16 protein-coding genes and 1 riboswitch are annotated in these 17,460 nt (G+C 60.1%); of the genes, 10 read left to right on the forward strand and 6 right to left on the reverse strand.

What is annotated here, in order from left to right:
- Positions 1-109 precede the first annotated feature (109 nt).
- From HMI58_RS11000 to HMI58_RS11010, 3 genes are all read right to left on the reverse strand, one after another.
- Entirely contained in the window at positions 110-1,174 is a 1,065-nt protein-coding gene (locus HMI58_RS11000; RefSeq protein WP_318779195.1) for an IS30 family transposase, read from the reverse strand.
- Positions 1,175-2,103: 929 nt separating this feature from the next.
- On the reverse strand, positions 2,104-2,448 hold the full coding sequence (locus HMI58_RS11005; RefSeq protein ID WP_345890623.1) for a metalloregulator ArsR/SmtB family transcription factor: 345 nt from the start codon (positions 2,446-2,448) through the stop codon (positions 2,104-2,106).
- A 16-nt stretch (positions 2,449-2,464) separates the two neighbouring features.
- Positions 2,465-3,703 (reverse strand): MFS transporter, encoded by a 1,239-nt coding sequence (locus HMI58_RS11010; RefSeq protein ID WP_171619754.1) that lies wholly within the window; start codon positions 3,701-3,703, stop codon positions 2,465-2,467.
- A gap of 286 nt (positions 3,704-3,989) precedes the next feature.
- Here HMI58_RS11010 and HMI58_RS11015 point away from each other — a divergent pair, with 286 nt between their 5' ends.
- The 4 genes from HMI58_RS11015 to HMI58_RS11030 all read left to right on the forward strand — a co-directional run bounded on the left by HMI58_RS11015 (position 3,990) and on the right by HMI58_RS11030 (position 8,865).
- Positions 3,990-4,313, forward strand: coding sequence for a heavy metal-associated domain-containing protein (locus HMI58_RS11015; protein WP_171619756.1), 324 nt, complete (start codon positions 3,990-3,992; stop codon positions 4,311-4,313).
- Positions 4,314-4,537: 224 nt separating this feature from the next.
- Entirely contained in the window at positions 4,538-6,508 is a 1,971-nt protein-coding gene (locus HMI58_RS11020) for a copper-translocating P-type ATPase (RefSeq protein WP_171619856.1), read from the forward strand.
- Positions 6,509-7,238: 730 nt separating this feature from the next.
- Entirely contained in the window at positions 7,239-7,877 is a 639-nt protein-coding gene (locus HMI58_RS11025; RefSeq protein WP_171619758.1) for a DUF305 domain-containing protein, read from the forward strand.
- An 88-nt stretch (positions 7,878-7,965) separates the two neighbouring features.
- The gene (locus tag HMI58_RS11030) at positions 7,966-8,865 is read left to right on the forward strand and encodes a F510_1955 family glycosylhydrolase (RefSeq protein ID WP_318779194.1); all 900 of its coding nucleotides are present in this window, start codon (positions 7,966-7,968) and stop codon (positions 8,863-8,865) included.
- A 111-nt stretch (positions 8,866-8,976) separates the two neighbouring features.
- Here the strand turns inward: HMI58_RS11030 and HMI58_RS14855 are convergent, their stop codons facing one another.
- Positions 8,977-9,393, reverse strand: a complete 417-nt coding sequence (locus HMI58_RS14855) for a metal-sensitive transcriptional regulator (RefSeq protein ID WP_318779193.1) — start codon at positions 9,391-9,393, stop codon at positions 8,977-8,979.
- 314 nt (positions 9,394-9,707) lie between these two features.
- Positions 9,708-9,921: riboswitch (cyclic di-AMP (ydaO/yuaA leader) on the forward strand.
- A gap of 3 nt (positions 9,922-9,924) precedes the next feature.
- Between HMI58_RS14855 and HMI58_RS11040 the strand changes: the two genes are divergently transcribed.
- Positions 9,925-10,791 (forward strand): LysM peptidoglycan-binding domain-containing protein, encoded by an 867-nt coding sequence (locus tag HMI58_RS11040; RefSeq protein ID WP_171619860.1) that lies wholly within the window; start codon positions 9,925-9,927, stop codon positions 10,789-10,791.
- A gap of 198 nt (positions 10,792-10,989) precedes the next feature.
- Entirely contained in the window at positions 10,990-11,148 is a 159-nt protein-coding gene (locus tag HMI58_RS11045; RefSeq protein ID WP_171619762.1) for a hypothetical protein, read from the forward strand.
- A 443-nt stretch (positions 11,149-11,591) separates the two neighbouring features.
- Here HMI58_RS11045 and HMI58_RS11050 read toward each other — a convergent pair whose 3' ends face one another.
- On the reverse strand, positions 11,592-12,371 hold the full coding sequence (locus HMI58_RS11050) for a CHRD domain-containing protein (protein WP_171619764.1): 780 nt from the start codon (positions 12,369-12,371) through the stop codon (positions 11,592-11,594).
- A 471-nt stretch (positions 12,372-12,842) separates the two neighbouring features.
- Here HMI58_RS11050 and HMI58_RS11055 point away from each other — a divergent pair, with 471 nt between their 5' ends.
- Together HMI58_RS11055 and HMI58_RS11060 are read left to right on the forward strand one after the other, a co-directional pair.
- On the forward strand, positions 12,843-14,120 hold the full coding sequence (locus tag HMI58_RS11055) for an Nramp family divalent metal transporter (RefSeq protein WP_171619766.1): 1,278 nt from the start codon (positions 12,843-12,845) through the stop codon (positions 14,118-14,120).
- An 86-nt stretch (positions 14,121-14,206) separates the two neighbouring features.
- Positions 14,207-14,965 carry a metal-dependent transcriptional regulator gene (locus HMI58_RS11060; protein ID WP_171619768.1) on the forward strand — a complete coding sequence of 253 codons (759 nt, stop codon included), beginning with the start codon at positions 14,207-14,209 and terminating at the stop codon, positions 14,963-14,965.
- A gap of 247 nt (positions 14,966-15,212) precedes the next feature.
- Here the strand turns inward: HMI58_RS11060 and HMI58_RS11065 are convergent, their stop codons facing one another.
- Positions 15,213-15,779, reverse strand: coding sequence for a DUF3093 domain-containing protein (locus HMI58_RS11065; RefSeq protein ID WP_318779192.1), 567 nt, complete (start codon positions 15,777-15,779; stop codon positions 15,213-15,215).
- A 337-nt stretch (positions 15,780-16,116) separates the two neighbouring features.
- On the opposite strand from HMI58_RS11065, the gene HMI58_RS11070 reads away from it, so the two are divergent.
- Complete coding sequence (locus HMI58_RS11070) at positions 16,117-16,578, forward strand: FMN-binding protein (protein WP_318779191.1); 462 nt, start codon at positions 16,117-16,119, stop codon at positions 16,576-16,578.
- Positions 16,575-17,447 (forward strand): FAD:protein FMN transferase, encoded by an 873-nt coding sequence (locus HMI58_RS11075; RefSeq protein ID WP_171619770.1) that lies wholly within the window; start codon positions 16,575-16,577, stop codon positions 17,445-17,447. The genes HMI58_RS11070 and HMI58_RS11075 overlap by 4 nt, the downstream gene beginning before the upstream one ends.
- Positions 17,448-17,460: the final 13 nt, after the last annotated feature.

A 17,460-nucleotide genomic window follows, 5' to 3' on the forward strand; every position in this document is an offset into this window, starting at 1 on the left:
CTGCACTACCCCGGAATTCCGCGGGCGCCCGTGCAGACAGCTACTGAAAACGACAATTTTCGTTGGCGGGGGAACGGTAAAAAAGTGTCGCGGTGAAGGACCGGTGTATTCAAGCGGTCGTCGCAACGGTAGGGGTTTCTGGTTCGAATAGTAGTTGTTGCATGGCGTATGCGGGGGTGATTCCGCCGAGGGTTTTACGCGGCCGGTCATTGAGTTCGGTCGCGACCTCGAGCAACCGCTGGGGTGAGTGGACGGAAAGGTCTGTGCCCTTCGGGAAATACTGGCGCAGCAAACCATTAAGATTCTCGTTGGACCCACGCTGCCACGGCGAGTGAGGGTCGCAAAAGTAAATCGCCATCTTCGTGGCCATGGTGATCTGGCGATGCTGAGCCAGCTCAGTGCCTTGGTCCCATGTCAGCGATCTGGCCAAGTGCGCCGGCAGGGTCTTGATGGCGGCCAGCAAACCATCCCTGACGGTGATCGCGCTGTGATCACCCGGCAAATGGATGAGCATCGCGAACCGTGTCTGTCGCTCCACGAGGGTGGCGATAGCTGACCGGCAGTTCGAACCCAGCACTAAATCGCCCTCCCAATGACCGGGTACGGCACGGTCAGCGACCTCTGCGGGGCGATCACTGATGAGGATCATGTCCGGAATCTTCCCCGAACTCTTCGTAGCGGTGGAGCGTCTGGGACGCCTCACTGCACGACCGGTACGCAGATGTTGGTGCAGGTCAGCGCGTAAATGCCCGCGTCCTTGGACGTAGAGGGCTTGGTAGATCGTTTCGGGACTCACCTGTAACTCCTGCCGTTCACTAAAAGCCATGGCAAGGTGGTCACTGATCTGTTCAGGGCTCCACTTCACACACAACTTAGACTGCACCAGATCAGCCAGTTCCGGGTCATCGAACTTACTGGCTTTTGGCCGCCGGCCCGATAGCTCTGCTCGTCTCTGGGCAGCGTACGGGGCGTACTTCGCCTGGCTCGACGCTCGTCTACGGACGGCTGCGGGTGGTTCGCCCCGGTGTAGTTCGCGGCTGACCGTCGAAGGACACCGGCCTATCTCTCGGGCAATTGCCCTCACTCCGTGCCCGACCAGGTGCAAGTCCGCTATCCGTAATCGTTCCTCCAAACAGAGGTACCGCCCCGAAGGCTCAGGCTTAGCGCGCGGGATACGACCGCCGGTTGCCCGGCGCCAACGTTGTCCAGTTCGTCGATTCACGCCTACAGCATCACACGCCGCGGTCAGCGTAGACCCCTGGGCCATCAATACCCAGAACCGTGCCTCCTGAACAATCTGTTCCTTTTTCGATGACATACACAACACCTCGCATCAATAGGGGGTGTTGCAACGACCGATTGAACTCACCACCGGCTTACGCGACACGTTTATATGCGCTCACCTGAGGCTATTTGCCGGAACGTTCTGCCACCATACGAACGGCGCCGCGTCACTTTCGCTTATGGGCCGCTAAGGCCAAGCCGTTGATCATCGAGGCAAGGTAAACGCTTTCCCGCAGGCGGCCCAAAGGATCGGCGGCATGTACGCCGCGGGCCCTTCACCGCGGGCAAGGCCAGCCAGATAAACCGCTCCAGGTTGTTGTACTCACCAAAGTCCAGCAGGGCCCCGTCAATTTCGGTTCGAGGTCATGGCTGATACTGAGCTGAATCGCAGTAAGGCTGCATCCTTCGACAGTCGGATCGGCGGCGTACACCTCCCGATCTGCTTCTATAGCGGAGACGGGGAAAGGGTGCTGAAAACCGGTTTCCGCGCGGAAGCGTGAGGGAGAAATACAAGCCCTGTGAGCGGCAGCCTCCCGGTCCTTGGAAACAGTGCAGGACGCCGCCAAAGACGTTGATCATGTCGAGCGCGTCCTGCGTGATGGAGAACGTGTGGCCCTGCGGGAGAACCCCCTGAACTGCGGCCTGGGATGGACGTGACAAGTTCGGCTTTCTGTTGATGGGAGGGGCTTTTCCTGCCCGAGCGAGATCGCCCCGTTCGCGCTCCAACAACCACTGTCCCTGGGTGACCAGAAAACTGGTGTTTGCTGCGGAAAACCCTTCTGCGAGGTCTCCGGTTTCAGGATGCGCAACGTCGGAAGTCTATTCGTGCGCTGGTTCTCCGGTGACGCGGTGGTCGGCGTGGTTGAGGCCTTCCAGGACGAGTCGTGCCAGGTGGCCGTCCGTGATGCTGTAGACGATATTCCGGCTCTCTCTACGGGTGTTGACGAGGCCGGAGAACCGTAGCTTCGCTAGATGCTGGCTGACCGAGGTTCGGGCTGCGCCTGTTTGGTCCACTAAGGATGTGACGTCCGTTGGCCCGAGGGTGAGGATCCAGAGGATGTGAAGTCGGGTGGGGTCGGCAAGCATCCGAAACGTTGCGGCTCCTGTTTCCAGCCGCTCGGTATCAGGAGGGCAGGGGTGATGCAGGCTCGGTTTCGGGTGGATCTGGGGATCTTTCACTTCAGCGAGCCTTTTGCGTTGACGGGACTTCTTCGTGGGTTGTTTCCTGGCCGCGGGGCCATAAACGCCAGGCAGCCAGTGTGCCCAGTGTAGCGAGCACAGCGAGGACTACCGCGGCTGCGGTCTGCCCCGCGGCGGCGCCGACCCAGCCGGCGATCGGGTAGGTGAGGATGAAGCAGGCATGGGACAGGGAGAACTGCGCGGTGAACAGGTGGGAGCGGGTGCTGTCGGTGGCCGTTCGGCGCAGAAGCCGGGCCGAGGGGGTGTTGATCATTGATGTTCCTGCACCCAAGATCACCCACACGATTAGGAGCAATGGCCAGGATTGTCCGGTCCAGGCAATCACGGCTGCTGCGATGATCCCCAAAGGCAGGATGATTCCGCCGAGGATCATCAGAGACTGATCCGAGACCCGGTCCAGCACCCTTGGCGCGGCGAGAGCGACGACCATGGACCCTGCACCGTAGCAAGCCAAGGCGAGTGCCAGATCCGTATTTGATCCTTCGAACACATCCAGGGCAAAGATCACGGTGTTAACCAGGACCAGTGCTGTTGCGCAGGCGACGACCAGGTTCAGGGCCATCAAACCGCGGAGGGAGGGCTCGCGAAGGAAAATCCGTGTTCCGAGGGTGGTCCGGTGCAGTAGTGAACCTGACCGTTCAACGTCCGGTATTTGCGGCAGGCGGGTGGTGATGACCATGAGGGCAGAGAGCAGAAACCCTGCCATCGTGCCGATGAAGAGGTCGTGATAGGACATGAACGTCAGCAACGCCGCAGCGATCACTGGGCTCAGCAGCGATTCCAGGTCGTAGGCCAGACGGGACAGCGATAGTGCCCGGGTGTAGTCCTTCTCCTTTGGTAGGACAACCGGGATGAGGGCTTGAAAGGCGGGGGTGAAGGTCGCCGATGCTGACTGCAGGACGAACACCAGTACGTAGATCTGCCAGATTTGATCAATGAAGGGAAGGCTCAGAGCAATGCCCGCGCGGATCAGGTCCGCACCGACTAATACGGCTTTGCGCGGCAATCGCTCGACTAAAGCAGCCATTACCGGGGCGACGAACACGTACGCGAGCATCTTGATCGTCAGGGCCGTTCCTAGAACGGCGCCGGCCTGCCCGCCGGCCAGATCAAAGGACAGCAGGCCCAACGCCACCGTCAGAAGGCCGGTTCCCAGTAGAGCAACAACCTGCGCTGTAAACAGCTTCCGATAAGCGGTAACTCGAAGTACTTCAAGCATCGACGACCCTTCCTAATCCTTAGTCAGCTCTACGCATCCTACATGTTCACACTTACGCACTAATGCACTGCGGTTGCGAACAGCTTGAGACCAGGCAAGGAAATAGGCCTTGACTGATACCCCGGGGGGGTATAAGTTATAGGGAACCGGAGCAGGAAGTCCGAGCCCATCATGGGCCGCTTACTCCTTGAAGGTCCCTAGGGCGGCTGTAGCCAACGTGAATGACACCGGGTGGCTACACCTGCTGATTCTCGAATAACCATTCCTCATATTTTTGGAGATCCTCATGTGCGGCACTTCTTCCGATCTGACCCTGACCGACACATCATCTTCCGGATGTGCTTGCTGCGCCCCTCGGGACAGCAAAACCGAATCGGTTCCCGCAGTTGGCAGCATCAGCGCCAGCTTCGGTGTCGCTGGTTTGACCTGTGGGTCGTGCGCATCCCGGGTTAGCTCTGCTATCGGCGAGATTGATGACGTCACCGACGTCCAGATTGATCTCGTTTACGGCGGGACCTCCACGGTCACCGTCCTCAGTAACCAGGCGGTTCCCGCAGCAGCAGTACGCTCTGCGGTCGAGCAGGCCGGGTACCAGCTTTCTAACGCCTGATCTTTTCGCAGGTCCGGGACACGATCCCGTTTGACTGAAGGAGAAAAATCATGAAACACCAGCACCACACGAATGCCGATACGCACGGCCAGGGCATGCCCACGACGGAACCGACCTCCGCGTTGGATCCTGATCAACACGAAGACCAGGGTCACCAGACCCATCCCGAGGACGCGGGCCACGAGGTGCATTCCCACGGTGAGCATGCGGGGCACTCCACCGCAATGTTCAAGAACAAGTTCTGGTTGAGTCTGATCCTGGCTGTTCCGGTGGTGTTGTTCAGTCACATGTTCGCCATGATCGTCGGCTACACGCCACCGGATTTCCCGGGGTCGATGTGGATCTCTCCAATCCTGGGCACCATCATCTTCTTCTACGGTGGTGCCCCGTTCCTTAAAGGTGCGGTTACTGAACTAAAGTCCCGACAACCGGGGATGATGTTGTTGATCGCGATGGCTATCAGCGTCGCGTTCATAGCGTCCTGGGTCACCACCCTCGGGATTGGTGATTTCAACCTGGACTTCTGGTGGGAACTGGCTCTGCTGGTTGTCATCATGTTGTTGGGGCACTGGATGGAAATGCGTGCCCTCGGATCCGCTGCTGGCGCCTTGGATGCACTGGCTGCGCTTCTCCCGGATGAAGCGGATAAGGTCACCGACGCGGGAATCGAAACAGTTCCCGTGAGTTCGCTGGCCACCGGCGACGTCGTTTTGGTCCGTTCAGGAGCGCGGGTCCCAGCCGATGGGGAGATCGTTGACGGTGTCGCCGAGTTCGATGAGGCGATGATCACCGGCGAGTCCCGCACTGTCCAGCGGACAGTTGGTGAGACCGTGGTGGCCGGGACGGTAGCAACTGACAACGCGGTGCGGGTTAAGGTGACCGCAGTCGGAGCCGATACCACCCTGGCTGGAATTCAGCGCCTGGTCGCAGAGGCGCAAGCATCCTCGTCGAAAGCGCAGGCCCTCGCGGACAGGGCGGCGGCGCTGTTGTTCTATTTCGCTCTGGTCGCTGGCATCCTCACTTTCATCGCGTGGATCTTGCTGGGCAGCCCCGATGACGCGGTCATCCGCACCGTCACGGTCCTGGTCATCGCCTGCCCGCACGCCCTCGGGCTGGCCATCCCCCTAGTGATCGCCATTTCGACGGAACGCGCGGCAAAGGCGGGAGTGCTGATCAAGAACAGGATGGCGTTGGAGCGCATGCGCACCGTCGACGTCGTCCTGTTCGACAAAACAGGGACCCTCACCGAGGGCCGGCACGCCGTCACCGCCACCGTCACCACTGGAGCAATGAGCGATGCAGAAATGCTGGCTCTGGCCGCAGCGGCCGAATCCGACAGCGAACACCCGGTGGCCCGAGCCATCGTCAAGGCGGCTGACATGCCTGAAGCGTCGGCGTTCGGGTATCGCGGCAGCGACTTCTCGTCGATGACGGGCCGGGGTGTCCGGGCGACGGTTAACGGGACCGAGATCACTGTGGGAGGGCCGAACATGCTTAAGGAACTTCAGCTGGAGACTCCTTCGGATATGAGAGATGCCGTCCAGGAATGGGTCAGTCGTGGAGCCTCTGTGCTGCATGTGGTCCGCGAGGGCGTTGTCATTGGTGCAGTGCGACTCGAGGATCGGGTGAGGGATGAGTCACTGGCGGCGGTGAAAGTGCTGCAGGCCAGGGGAGTGAAGGTCGCGATGATCACCGGCGACGCACGCCAGGTAGCGGACGCGGTCGGAGCTGAACTCGGTATCGACGAAGTATTCGCTGACGTGTTGCCGCAGGATAAGGACTCCAAGGTTGCTGAGCTGCAGTCCCGCGGCCTGAAAGTGGCGATGGTTGGCGACGGCGTGAACGACGCCCCCGCGCTAGCCCGGGCAGAGGTTGGCATCGCTATCGGTGCCGGGACCGATGTCGCAATGGAATCCGCCGGCGTAGTGCTGGCCGGCAACGACCCACGATCAGTCCTGGCGATGATCGACCTGTCCCGGGCCAGTTACCGAAAAATGATTCAAAACCTCGTCTGGGCAACGGGATACAACCTCATCGCCGTACCATTAGCTGCTGGCGTGCTGGCCTTCGCCGGTTTCGTCCTCTCGCCCGCAGCTGGAGCAGTACTGATGAGCGTTTCCACCATTGTGGTCGCACTGAACGCCCAGCTACTGCGCAGGATCGACCTCAGCCCCGAACGCTTCACCACCACATAGCGGTGTGACATGAGGGCCGGCTATCTTCCTCCTCATTGGAGGAAGAAGTCGGCCGTCACTAGGCTGGAAACAATCACGGACATGAAAGGGTAACGGCGGTGACGGGCACATTCAGGCTACGGGCAATCCTCGATCTGTCGCGAACAGCCCTGACCTTCCTGGGGTTCGTGGCCATCATCATCGGGATCCTCGCGATGCACGTATGGATGGGCGGCCACGGCCCCACAGCCCACGGTTCACCTGCACAGAGCGACTCCGTTCACGGTGCTGCTGTCGCAGCGAACCCGACGACAACGGATATCGGATCCCCAACGTCTATGGGCGGTTCGCATCAAGTACAAACGAGTGATTCCTACCCTGTTGAATTTCAAGAAAGCACCGGCGACTCGGTGCAAGGTTGCGTAGCGTCCTGCGGGGATGAGGGTATAGCACTTGGCATGTGCCTTCTGGCCGTTATCGTCGTCGCCGCACTGGCGTTCCTGGTACGTTCCGGCCGGCTCGTTCCCGGATCAGTGCTCCTCCGGGGCCCGCCGCTGATCCGCTTGCGACCCCTATCGATCCCTGTTCCTTCCCTGATCCAACTCTGTATCAGCCGGACCTAAAACACCGGCTCCCCGCCAACTCGGTGCGCCTGAGCCTTATGGCTCCCCACTGGGAAGGCTCCTTCGTCATGCCCATCACGGGTACCCCTACAGACTTTCATCAGACGAATTTGAAGGATCAGATCACCATGAAGCGTTACCTTTCCCTTTCAGCACTAAGCGTCGCGGCCATCGTCACCCTTGCCGGGTGCGGCAGCGACACTACATCCTCTACTCCGGGCGCCGAGCCAACGGCCTCCACCCAGGAGATGACAGTCTCCACCGAACCAGGCACTGAGGTTTCAGCCGAGCACAACGAAGCGGATGTCATGTTCGCCCAGATGATGATTCCCCACCACCAGCAGGCGGTGGAAATGAGCGAAATGATGCTTACCAAGAACGATGTCAGTTCCGACGTCGTTGACCTGGCTACCCAGATCAAGGATGCGCAGGGGCCGGAGATCGAGACCATGACCGGCTGGTTGGAAGCGTGGGATGAACCCGTTGAGCCTGAAGGTGGCATGGAGGGCCACGACATGGGATCCATGGGTGGTATGGACGGCATGATGGACGCGGATCAGATGGCCGACCTCGAATCCGCCGAAGGCGATGACGCGGCCCGGATGTTCCTCGAATCCATGACCGAACACCACAACGGAGCAGTAGACATGGCCCAGGAGGAAATCGACAACGGCGAGAACCCTGAAGCGATCGCCCTGGCCGAGACGATTGTGGAGACCCAGCAGGCCGAAATCCAGGAAATGGAAGCGCTACTCGCCGAACTCTAACCCGGCGCTAGTTTTGTTGGTGGGAGGGTCAGATACCTGGCCCTCCTACCCTGCCCACTTATTTTTGTGACTCCAAAGGATTATCACCGTGCCTCACCCCCAAATTCTCGTCCCACGCCCGCACCGGGTTACTCGGATGGCTGCCCTTACCGTCGGCCTCCTGATGGTCACTGCCTGTTCCCCAGAAGTCCCGCAAGGCTCGGACGCCAGTGAAGTCTCTGAGTCTTCCGCCAGCGCGCAGGATTATCCCGCCGGCCATATCCATGGCATGAGTGTGGACCCGGGCTCGAATCGGGTGCTCCTGGCTACCCACGACGGGCTGTTCGACGTATCTGAGTCGCCGGCAATTCAGATCGGACCGACCATCGACCTGATGGGTTTCACCACGGCAGGGAACGGCAAATTTTACGCTTCGGGTCATCCCGGCCCGGGATCTGACCTGCCGAACCCGGTGGGCTTGATCCGATCCGACGACCAGGGCCAGACCTGGCAGCCACTATCCCGGCAGGGCCAATCTGACTTCCACGCCCTCGCGGCCACCGACGGCGGGATAGTTGGATTCGACGGTCAGTTCCGGGTCAGCGTCGACGGGACCTCCTGGGAATCCGTGGATGAACAGATTCCTGCTTTCAACCTGGCGGCAACACCGCGGGACAGTATTGTTCTGGCAACCACCGAAAAAGGCTTGCAACGCTCCACCGACGACGGCACGACGTGGGCCGCTGTGCCGGGGGCACCTTTACTGATGTTGACCGCTCTCTCTGAAGGGAAAGCCGCCGGGATCACCACCGATGGCCGGATCTACACCAGTGGTGACGCTGGCCTGACCTGGGTCGAACGGGGGACAGCCCCCGGAGAAGCGTCCGCGATCGCAACTCACATGCTTGATGACTCGACATTGCGGATCTGGGTGGCGACCGAAGACAGTGTCCAGGTATCCAACGACAACGGTCAAACCTTCATGGACATCAGGTCGAACCACCAGTAGCCGCGAAGAACCCTCCAAGCGTGTTCTAGTGGTGCGTGGCCACGGGTTGGAAAACACCACCCGCACGAGAAGCTGAACCGTACCGGGCAGCCTGGAATGGCGTCTTTGTGGTTAGCGCAGCAGTCTGCTGATCGCCTGGGTTGCCTCCTTGACTTTCGCGCCGATGGCTTCAGTGGATCCGGTTGTTCCGGCTTCGTGGGCTGCGTCGACGACGCAGTGTTGTAAATGGTGTTCTAGCAGTCCCAGGCTAACGGCGTGCATGGCACTGTTGACCGCTGCGACTTGGGTGAGGATGTCAATGCAGTACTGATCCTCGTCGACCATGCGCGCTATCCCACGAACTTGCCCTTCGATGCGCTTCAGGCGCCGCAAATAGGCTGCTTTGTCTGAGGTATAGCCATGCACTGCTGGAACGGCCGCCGGATGATCAGTCGCTGGTGGTTCGTCTGGTGGCTCCGTCGGGGAGAACTCTATGGGGACTGCCTTCGGCGCTTCTGTCGTACTTCGAGATCCAGATCCGGCGCTCACGTGCTTTCCTCCCATTACCAACCAATGATTCCGGTTACACCCAGATAAGATCGTTGGTCCGTCCCCAACTACACACTCCGCGCAGCAACTATAAGTATGAACGACGCTCCAGCCCGCTGGGTGAGCGATCAGGATTCGGAATGGTTCCATCTATGCGGTGCGTGCCTGCAAAGTGCGGCGGGACGGGAGCGGCAATCCGCTGCCGTTACCTTAACGTGACTTTGATACCACGGTGGGGTATTCTCGTCCGAGTGGTCCTGGCACCCCGTCAAGATCATATTCCCGTGCAGAATGCCGAGCCCTGCCGCTGCACCGGGACCCGTTCGCATAATCCAGATGGCAGGGACGGGGGAACCACGTTTCCACCGGGCCACCGCACGCGGTGACCCTCGGGGTTAAGTCGATCGACTAGCCAGTGTAGGACCTGCCGTATCGTCCGCGATGGCAGGGACAGCACTGATGGTGGACGGCCGGGTGACTCCCATCCGAACCCGACAGCTCACCCCGCAGGCATGGGAGAGGCAAATCACCATGTCACGTAAGACCATTTCGGCACGCCACCGCGCTGCCACCACCCACTCCGTCGCCCTCAAGGGCCTGTCTTATTCCGCTAAGGCGAATGCTGTAGCACTAGGCAAGCCAGCCATCATCGCAGCAGCGACCGGCAGCCTCGTCTTCTCCTTCGGTGCTACCGCCCAAGCAGGAACCTACACGCAGGAAGCTGCAAACACCGCCCAGGCACCCGCCGTTTCAGCGCCCGCCGCCCCTGTAGCTGCTCCTGCCGGTACCAATGTCTACACGGTTGTCTCCGGTGACACTATGGGCGCGATCGCGGCACGCCACGGCATCAGTCTTGACGCCCTGTTGGGACAGAACGGTTTGTCATACGCGTCAGTCATCTTCCCCGGACAGCAGATCCAGCTCTCCGGCGGTGCGAGCGGGGCAGCTAATCCAGCCACTGTCCCCGCAGCGCCTGCGAGTCAAGTGTTCGCCCCAGCACCAGCAGCAGAGTCAGCCGTAATGTCGTTGGCTTCCGGTTCCATCACCCCGATCGCACCTAAGAGCTCGTCGTCGGTTCCCGCCAGCGGCGTGGGTGCAGCGCTTGTCGCTTCTGCTTATGGTCAGCTCGGTGCCATCCAGGACTGCACCATCCTCGTGGAGCAGGCATTGCGCTCCATTGGCCTGAATGTTGGCGACCTCGGACCCCTGCAGTTCGACCAGTACGGGACCAGGGTTTCAACCCCAGCCCCGGGCGACCTTGTCGTCCGTCCCGGCCACATTGCGATCTACGTTGGGAACGGAAAGGTGATCAGCAGCGGTATGAACGGTTCAAACCAGACCATCGAACACCCACTATCCGATCTCGCCGGTTCTTACTTCGTGCGAGTCAACGGCTAACATCGCGGCCCTACGGAAATACTCCGTAAACTGATCAAAGTGGCAGGTGTCCTGGACGGAGGACACCTGCCACTTTTGTGTTCGGCGTTTTCAACATCGTCTAACCCAATCGCGGACGCTGGGCCTCAATGATCCCCTGACCTCGCCGGAATTTTTTCTACTTGTACCTTCGCTACATCCCCGCTACGGCGTCGGCGGATGACGATGGTCGAAGGCACCACCTACATCATCACGGAAACAGTCGACGAATTGATCGAGTTGATCGCGACCTACCGCGCCCCGTCGCCCGGGCCCAGGCGGCACGTCAGGAGGCTGAAGTCGAGCGCTCCGCTGCGGCAGCCCACGGCGATGAAGTAGTGATCGGAGCGGCGGTAGCCGGCGCAAACAGGGGGGGCCGCGTACGTTTTACGGAGCCTGAGCAAGCGGGGTGGGATACCGCAGAGCGCCGCAACAACCTTGTAACCGCTCTGGAGGGCAACAACGACCGCGAAGCAGTGCACGCCAGCTTAGTTGCTGACGCGCACCAAGGCACGCACCCGAGCGCCGCTGTGCAGATTCGTCCTCAATCAACACCAGTTGCGAGAAAAACGATTACCAAAGGCAAAGGGCGCGCAGCCGAACGGGGCCTGGCCCGGTAATGGTTGTGCACGCATTCAGTGCGGCAAATCGTGGCGATGCACGGTGCGTATGTGCCAAAGATAAAAAAGCGACCGCCGCAGGAACCGAATGGTTCCCGCGGCGGCCGCTGGTGAACTGATGAGCTAAAAGCTATGGCCGGTCAGTTCGTGATGTTGGTGCTGTTATGCCTTGGCGTTGCTGCGGCGAACCATGAAGGTTCCGCCGGCTGCTGCTGCCAGGACAAGCCCGCCTCCGAGGGCGATCATGGTTAGGTTGGAGCCGCTTTCCTGGGCGACTCCGGTGTCGGCTCCGCCTTCTGGCATGGCACCCATTTGTGATGCTGCGAGGTTTCCACAGAGGGCTGGTGAGGTTGCGCCGAGGGGTAGTGCTGGGTCGAGGTCACTCGGGGAGTTGAATACTTCCTCGGAGACACCGGCGGTGGCGGGATCCAGGCCGTGAACGACGACGACAGCGGTGCCAGCGTCGAGTGCGTCCTGGGTGCCCTGGTTGATTTCGAAGGACCGCTGGATGGTGTAGCTTCCACCCTGGCCGGCGAGGGCCAGGTTGAGGCCTTCTTCAGGTCCGGTGGCGCCCGAGGTGGTCAGCGTGGTCTGGATTCCGCCGTACTTGGCTGCGCCTTCGGTAACGCTGACGATCCCGTCAGCGTTGGCATCGTCAGCGTCAGTGGGGCAGGTACCCATGGCGAGGCCGTGGATGTGCTGGACGTGTGGGTAGGGTCCGTCCATGAAGGTTTCGGCGAGGCCGGAAACTTCGAGGTTCACTGTGGCGGTGGTGCCTTCGACATCAACGGTGACGGTGCCGGTGCCGGTGGTGCCGTTGAGCTGCCCGAGGTTTGAGGAGTAGGAGCCAGTGGCGTGATCGGCCATGGCGGGGGCGCCTGCCATGGCAACGGTGCCAAGGGCGAGGACGGGGACTGCGAGGAGGCGCATCTTCTTATTCATTCGATAGATCCTTCTGTGCGGCGATCGCGCGTCCTGACTGGACGCGTCTTATTGTGATTCGTAACACTCAGGGAAAAGGATGGGCCATGTATAAACGTTTCTGGGACATTCTGGGCAGATTTTCTGCTTCGAGGTCGTATGCTCGGCTTCTACGCCACATTGTCAGGTAAATCGCAGAAACCCGCTGTACAATTTTCCTATCCTCTAGTGCGAGTGATTATTTACTGGGCGTTCGCGTCCGAACCAGAAGCGCCGGGAAACACGACAAGCGACCTCCATCGCATGTGTTTTCCGGCGCTTCTATGTCTACGTCACATTGTCCTGAGGCACACGCATGTTCGTCGAGAGTCCCCCGCCGGTAGGTGAGCTGGCGAGAAGCGAACCACTAAAGTCGTCAACATAATGTAGGCGAACCCGGTAACTCCCGCTAAAACAGATTTTTAGGTACGCCTAAAAATGGTATCTTGACGTATGTTCCTCTCTAGCGCGTCATCGCAGAGATCGCCGTCTGATGAGGCTTCTAGGCCAGGCGCCATGGCCGGCCAGCGGCTCGTCTGGCTTCTAGGTCCAGCCTTGGTCGCTGGCGTGGCGTATCTCGACCCAGGAAATGTTGCCAGCAACATGACTGCCGGGGCCACCTTCGGCTTCCTTTTAGTCTGGGTTGTTGTCCTTGCCAACACCATGGCGTGGCTGGTGCAGTACCTCTCTGCGAAGCTCGGGATCGTTACCGGCAAGAGTTTGCCGGAAATTCTGGGCGAGAGGATCGGATCGAAATGGGCACGGCGTTTGTTCTGGGCCCAGGCCGAGCTAGTGGCTATGGCCACGGACATCGCAGAGATCGTCGGTGGTGCGATAGCGCTGGCCCTTCTTTTTGGGTTGCCTCTTCCCTTGGGCGGAATAATTACCGGCGTCGTGTCCCTCGTCGTACTCCTTCTGCAGGGCAGTGGACGCCAAAAAACCTTTGAGCGCGTCATCATTTCGCTCATGCTGATCGTGGTTATCGGGTTTTCCACTGGGGTTGTCCTGCACCCACCCGAAGCTACGGACGTGATCAGCGGCCTTGTCCCCAGCTTCGACGGCAGCGAATCTGTCCTTCTGGCTGCATCAATCTTGGGTGCCACCATCATGCCGCACGCGATTTACGCTCATTCGGCCCTGGCCCGAGACCGTTTCCCCGACCGGCTATCTGGCATACCAACTAGCCGGCTTCTGTGGGCCACTAGATGGGACGTCACGATCGCACTGGTGATAGCCGGGGCGGTGAACCTCGCGATCCTCCTGCTCGCGGCGACCTCACTTCAAGGAGTTGAAGGAACCGACACGCTGGAGGGCGCCCACGCGGCGATCGTTACCGCCATGGGGAGCGTCGTTGCCACTATCTTCGCCCTTGGGTTGCTGGCCTCAGGGTTGGCCTCGAGCTCTGTTGGTGCCTATGCTGGCGCCGAGATCATGCACGGGCTGCTGCGGGTCCGTGTGCCGATTCTCCTACGGCGCCTCGTCACCCTCATTCCGGCCCTGCTAATTCTTGTTCTTGGCGTTGATCCCACCTGGGCCCTAATCCTGAGCCAGGTGGTTCTTTCCTTCGGGATACCGTTCGCCCTGATCCCTCTGGTCTGGTTGAGTGCTCAAAGCTCCGTGATGGGCCACCACCGAAGCCGCTGGTGGACAACCGCCCTTGGAATGATCGTCTCCTTGCTCCTGGTGACCTTAAACATCACCCTGCTTTACCTCATCTTCACCGCGTCCTAGAGAAGAGATCTCAACCCAGTCGCCTCAGCAGCAATCTTGCTTGCGCTGCCGGGGGCGAACATCGCTCAAACGTATGATGGAGCCTTATGGGAGATACCGGACACGTCGCTGTCTCGCTGGAATCGAGGGCGGGCCATCACAGAGCCCGCAGGCAGGGACGACCCGCGGACGCAGCGATCGAGGATTACCTGAAAACCATTTATCAACACACCGAGTGGCAGAGTGATCCGATCACGCCGTCCGTTCTGGCTTCAATGCTGAGAATATCGCCAGCATCGGTCACCGGAATGGTGAAAAAGCTTGCCGCGAGTGGCCTCGTCGAACACAAACCCTATGGGCCGCTGCTCCTCACCGCTGAAGGTCACTCTCGTGCCGTTGCCGTAGTCCGGCGCCACCGGATAATCGAGACTTGGCTCGTGAATGAGATGGGCTACTCCTGGGATGAGGTGCATGATGAAGCGGAAGTCCTGGAGCACTCCATCTCTGACAAACTCCTCATAGCCATTGATGACCGACTGGGTAATCCCGAACACGACCCCCACGGAGACCCAATCCCCACCATTGAAGGCCACACCCGAAGACCGAACTTCACTCTCCTCAGCAATGCTCACCCAGACGACGAGGGCACCGTACTTCGGATCAGCGACCGAGACCCCAATTTGCTCCGGCTGTTGGCCTCTCACGACATGCGCCCTGGCGCTCATGTTCAAGTTCACGAGTTCAGCAAGACTGCTATCTTCATCTCGATTAATAACTCAGGAAAGATTATCGAAATCCCCGGCGCAGGTGCCGACATCATCTGGATTACCGCATCAGACTCAGGCCCCCTTGAAACGTCCCGGTAGTGCGCCCCCGTCAGGCGGTAGACGAGCTCCATTAGACGTGTCATTGCCATGGGCAATAGGCGCCCGCCTCGACGACGGTGGTGAAAATGTGGTCACGTCGCAGCTGCATAAGGTCCCAGCGGCCGGCAGGGGTCTTCATACTAGGCGTTTCCCGGCAATAACTTCAGGACAAGCCTGACGAACAATGTGAGTGCAACGTTCACGCACTCATTCTGGGGGCCCGGCCCAATAATCAGGCCGGTCACCGCTATCTTCTAGCCGGTTTTTCAGTGAGTAGCTCGACTAGCGCGTCGGGGTAGCGTGATGATACGAGCCAGTAGGGGGTGCGGTCCTCAGCGTCCGTTATCTCGATTTTAACGACTGGGTCGATCCAGCCGCGGATGCAAAGGTAGGTCCACCCGTGAAGGTTGGGTCCGCGCTCGGTGGTGGCTTCGACTTTGCTAAAACCCTCCACACGGCCGACATAAGTCCGATCTATCTGTGCCCTGCCAACTCGAAGGGAGGAGGCGGTCACGAGAATCTTCGGAGTTGACATGACCATGGCAAAAACAAGCACCATCAGGGTGATGACCGAGGCGATGATCCCGATAGTTATGTCGATGGGCACAAAAATCACTGAGGGGACAAAGGACAGGGCCACGGTGATGGCCCAGACTCCGACGGTCGGACTGAGACGTTCCATATAGAGAACAGGCTCATCCCCATAGTGGTCTTGCTTGATGCCGGTAGGAGAGGATTCTGCCCTGCCCTCGGACAGATTCTCTTCATCAAGGGCGGTCCCCTTGATGTTCCGGGCGTGAGGCCTGCGTTTCACTACAAATCCTTTGATGATGGGTCCTTATAGTCCGGAGTATGAGTAGAGCCCGGAGGAATGGACGTTGGCGATAGTGAAGTTGAAGGTGACTTAGATTGTTTCATCCCGCATAGCGGGACGGAAACTTCTCTGAGTAGTGCGGTGGTGACGTTGCGGGGCTTGCGGTTTTCATGCGGAAGGGTCGGTGCTCTGCCGCAGACCGTGTTCGGTTCGGGTGTGTGTTCGTCTTGTACGTCTGTTGGAGGAGGGCACCCATCTTTGCGGTAGGACGAACCGAATCATGTGCACGAGAATTATACGGGAGCAGAAGGCTGCCACACCCTACCGAGGAGATTCTGTGATCGACGTCAAGAAACCCCACCAGCGTTGGGTCCTGGCGGGTCTCGCTACCGCCTCCGTCCTGGGCTCCGCTGCGTGCGCAGCCAGTCCGCCGCCGTCCTCCGGCGCTGGAGGAGATGCCGCCAACGCCGCCGAGCCGGCTACCGGCAGCGCTGAGAGCAGCGATTTCACAGACGGTTCGTACTCGGCGACGGGGTCCTACCAGACCCCCGGCGGTGAGGAGTCGATCGGGGTGACGATCACGCTCGCATCGGGCAGTGTCAGCGATGTGCAGACCGAGCCGATGCCGAGCAACCCCACCACCGAGCTCTACCAAGGCAAGTTCAGTAGCGGAATCGGGGGACAAATTGTCGGGACGCCTTTATCTGAGCTGAGCGTCGATAAGGTATCCGGGTCCTCCCTGACCAGCGGCGGCTTCAACGACGCGATCGAGCAGATCAAGCGCGAAGCCGCACAGTGAGCCCCACGGGCTGCCCTGGGCGGTTCAGGTTCGACGCCATCGGTACGGTCTGGCAGATCGACACTCCGGCGAAGCTATCGCCGGAGGCCCGTGCCGCCGTGGCCGCCGTGATCGAGGAATACGACGCCGTTTACTCCCGATTCCGTCGTGACTCGCGTGTCTTTTTACTCACGGAAGGCGGCAGCATCACCCTTCCGCCTTCCGGTGAAGCTTTAGGATCCCTCTACCGCACCCTGTACAGGCTTACCAACGGCGCGATGTCGCCGCTGGTCGGCGGTTCGCTGGAACAGCTGGGGTACGACGCCGGCTACTCCTTCATGCCGCAGGGCGCACCTGTCCCGGCGACGGCTTGGGATGAGACTTTCCAGTGGGACGGAACAATTATCCGGTCCACCTTGCCGGTCACGGTCGATGTAGGAGCGGCAGGTAAGGGGCAGCTCGTTGACCTCGTGTCGGAGTCGTTGCGGAGGGCCGGCTATCCGCAACACACCATTGATGCCGGTGGGGACATGCTGGCCGTCGGTCCCTCAGCTCTCCAGGTTGCGCTTGAACATCCGTACACCCCGGACTCGGCCATCGGTGTGGTGACGCTGCAGAACCGGGCGCTGTGTGCCTCCGCCTCCAACAGGCGCCGCTGGGCAGACGGCCTCCACCATGTCCTGGATGCCACCACCGGGCGGTGCGTCGATACAGTCGTAGCTACCTGGGTACTAGCTGATAGTGCTCTCATCGCCGATGCGCTGGCCACGGCCCTTTTCTTTGTTCCGCCCGACGTGCTGCTGGCCGAGTTCGAATTTGACTACGTTCGGATTACCTCCGAGGGCCGGGCGCACTACTCATCGTCACTGGCAGGAGCGTTGTTCTCATGATCGGACAGCTGAA

Source organism: Arthrobacter sp. 147(2020) (genome assembly GCF_013116715.1).
Lineage (GTDB): Bacteria > Actinomycetota > Actinomycetes > Actinomycetales > Micrococcaceae > Arthrobacter_D.